Source organism: Ligilactobacillus equi DSM 15833 = JCM 10991 (assembly GCF_001435735.1).
Classification (GTDB): Bacteria; Bacillota; Bacilli; order Lactobacillales; family Lactobacillaceae; genus Ligilactobacillus; species Ligilactobacillus equi.
In genome coordinates this window covers 1-289 of record NZ_AZFH01000053.1, presented here as the reverse complement: position 1 = coordinate 289, position 289 = coordinate 1, and the positions used below count along the sequence as shown (strand labels likewise).

Annotated in this window: 2 tRNA genes; both read left to right on the top strand. The window is 47.1% G+C overall.

The features are described from left to right. The first annotated feature begins 59 nt into the window (after nt 1-59). A tRNA-Trp gene (locus tag FC36_RS05220) sits at nt 60-130 on the top strand. A 26-nt stretch (nt 131-156) separates the two neighbouring features. Beyond that, nucleotides 157-229, top strand: a tRNA-His gene (locus tag FC36_RS05215). Nucleotides 230-289: the final 60 nt, after the last annotated feature.

Genomic DNA, 289 nt, shown 5'->3' with positions numbered 1-289 from the left:
GGTGGACTGTAAATCCATTCCTTCGGGTTCGGAGGTTCGAATCCTCTCCCCCCCATCATAGGGATATAGTTAAACGGTATAACTACGGTCTCCAAAACCGTCATTGTGGGTTCGATTCCTACTATCCCTGTTTGGTAATTTAATATAACTACCATGGCGGTAGTGGTGAAGTGGTTAACACACTGGTTTGTGGATCCAGCATTCGTGAGTTCGATTCTCATCTACCGCCTTTGATTGGGGTATAGCCAAGCGGTAAGGCAACGGTTTTTGGTACCGTCATGCGCTGGTT